The following is a 2379-nucleotide window of genomic DNA, read 5'->3' on the forward strand; positions in this document are numbered from 1 at the left end:
TTGGTTAAATCCTCCGGAAGCGGGATTCTTCGCGCGACGACCGACGATGTGTTTAGACAGGTTCGCCGTTACGGACCGAATTTATGTGTACCGTTGCTGACCGTTCGCTTCGAAACGACTTCGTTTCCGGCGAGAAATGCGAACGACGAATCGAGTCGTCTCGAACTTCGACCGGAAATGAAGGGGTTCAGGGCGCGACGCCGACCGTTAACAGGGTGCCGAACTCACGGTAGCGTTCGACCATCGCCTCGCGCGTCTCCCAGCTGTCGGTCGGGAATTCGGGTTCCTCGGGAATATCGATTTCCCGGTCCGGGATGTTGTCCTGCTCGGCGACGTACAGTCCCGCGTCACGGAACGCGTCTCGATACTCCACGGCGCTCCAGCGCGTCATCTCGACGGCTATCGAGTCCTGCCACTCGTGGGAGTGGACGTTCTCCTCGTAGTAGTTCACCGCACAGAAGACGGTCCCACCGGGGCGCAGAATCCGCCGAATTTCCCGAAGCATCTCGTGGGGATTATTCGCGTAGTAGAACGCCTCCATGGTGAAGACGTGGTCCACGCTGTCGTCCGCGAACGGCAGGTGGTCGAAGTCGCCGACGAGGTACGACACGGCGGAATCGTCCGTGTACCCGTACGCGTTCCGCGCCATCTCTGGCGATCCGTCGAGGCCGTACACCCGTCCCGCGCCTTTCGTCTCGCGCAGTGCGCGCCCGGCGTACCCACTCCCGCACCCCAAATCGAGTACCTTGTCGCCTTCCTCGACCGGCATGCGAGCGAGTGCGTATTTCGCCGTGTGCCAGTGGCGGTCTTCCATCCCTTTGTCGCGGCCGTCCGCCGCCCAATCGTCGAACTCCTCGCGGACACTCATGCACGGGAGAACGGGCGTCCCCGACAAAACGGGTTCGGAACGTGCCGAGTTCGAGCCACATCGAGTTCGGAACGCACTGAGTCGGAAGCGTATCGACCGGAAAACACGGCGATCCGAACGGCCAGCGCTTTATTTCTCGACTCCGTTTCGAGCGATATGGTCGGTTCGAGAAAACGATACGCCTTCGCCGATACGGCCCAGCAGATTCTCGGTGGGTTTCTCCTCGCTGGTCCGTTCGTCGTCACACAGGAGGTGTGGGACGTGGCAGCGACGATGTCGCTGATGCACGCCGCCGCGACCGTCTGCCTCGTCTTTGGAATCGGGTACGGTGCACTCTACAAAGCGGACCACGACCGCGACCCGGACCGCGAGGCGGACGTGGCCGGGATTCCGACCCGCTTCATCTCGCTCATGCTCGTCTCCTTCGGGTCGGTCGCTATCCTCGCAATCGTGTTCGCCGCGCCGGAGACGTTCCTCCACGACGGCCTCTTCGACGGTCACACGTCCACCGATGTCCTGTTCACGACGGCGAAAGCCGTCAGCGTCGGGTCAGTCTTCAGCGTCGTCGGGGCGGCCACCGCCGACACCGTGTTCTGACGTCCATTCCCGCATATTTTAAGTCGGTGCCACTAGTTACCGGACCATATGGATTACCAACTCGACATCGAGAACACGCCCGATTCGATACCCGGCGGAACAGGCGTCCTTCTGCTACACCCGAGCACCGGTGAAACCGACCGAATCGACACCGATTTTCTGAAAACTGACACCGACCACTTCCTCGTTATCTCGACACGGACCACGGCCCGCGAGGTAAAACAGAAACTCGACCACTACGACGTGGACGAGGGCAAAGCGGACATCCTCGACACTCTGAGCATCGAACGCGGCTACTCCCGCCGAAGCACGAACGACGTCCATTACGTGTCGGCCCCCGACGACCTCGAAGGCATCCTCTCGGTTACGGAAACGTTCCTGACCGAAACCGACGGCAAACGCCGTATCAGCTTCGACTCCATCACGGAGATGGCATACTACGCCGACGAACAGCGGGTGTACGAGACGGTCGAGCAAGTCCTCGGACTGCTCGAAGAGAACGACGCTGTCGGCCTGTTCCACCTCTCGAAAGGCGTCCACGACGAAGTGCAAATCGAGCGATTCCTCGGCTTGTTCGACGCCGTCGTCGATTTGGACCGGGACGGAAACGTCGACACCGATTTCTCGAAAGTGAACTGATATCTGTCGAGTTCAGCGATATCGCCAACCCAATCCTATCTCCACTCGAAACGCTCCCCTCCTCGGGGAGCTAACGCTTTTGCCATCGGCCACCGTATATCTCGAAAATGGGGGGAACGAGTGAGTATCGCATCGCCGTCGCCATCGCCGACCCCGCGAACGCCGCGCAGTTGACCCGAACCGCCGTCGATATCGCACGTGAACGGGACGGTGAGGTGCTCGTCCTGCGGGTACTCGTGACCGAGCGCCAATCGCCGTTCGCGCTCTACAACGAC

At 60.8% G+C, this 2379-nt stretch carries 3 protein-coding genes; 2 read left to right on the forward strand and 1 reads right to left on the reverse strand.

All coding sequences use genetic code 11. From position 1 onward, the window contains the following. Positions 1–187: 187 nt before the first annotated feature. Positions 188–868, reverse strand: a complete 681-nt coding sequence (locus WBV42_RS06255) for a class I SAM-dependent methyltransferase (RefSeq protein WP_423985262.1) — start codon at positions 866–868, stop codon at positions 188–190. A gap of 156 nt (positions 869–1024) precedes the next feature. Here WBV42_RS06255 and WBV42_RS06260 point away from each other — a divergent pair, with 156 nt between their 5' ends. Beyond that, on the forward strand, positions 1025–1465 hold the full coding sequence (locus WBV42_RS06260) for a hypothetical protein (RefSeq protein WP_066139708.1): 441 nt from the start codon (positions 1025–1027) through the stop codon (positions 1463–1465). 48 nt (positions 1466–1513) lie between these two features. Continuing rightward, positions 1514–2104: a DUF7090 family protein gene (locus tag WBV42_RS06265; protein ID WP_423985263.1), complete on the forward strand. Its 591-nt coding sequence runs from the start codon at positions 1514–1516 to the stop codon at positions 2102–2104. The last annotated feature ends 275 nt before the right edge of the window (positions 2105–2379 follow it).

This window comes from Haladaptatus sp. (genome assembly GCF_049589095.1).
Lineage (GTDB): Archaea > Halobacteriota > Halobacteria > Halobacteriales > Haladaptataceae > Haladaptatus.

Excerpts from the sequence above, each read along its gene's own strand:
- WBV42_RS06265 (WP_423985263.1), top strand. The coding sequence starts at position 1,514 with ATGGATTACCAACTCGACATCGAGAACACGCCCGATTCGATACCCGGC.
- WBV42_RS06255 (WP_423985262.1), bottom strand. The coding sequence starts at position 868 with ATGAGTGTCCGCGAGGAGTTCGACGATTGGGCGGCGGACGGCCGCGAC.
- WBV42_RS06260 (WP_066139708.1), top strand. The coding sequence starts at position 1,025 with ATGGTCGGTTCGAGAAAACGATACGCCTTCGCCGATACGGCCCAGCAG.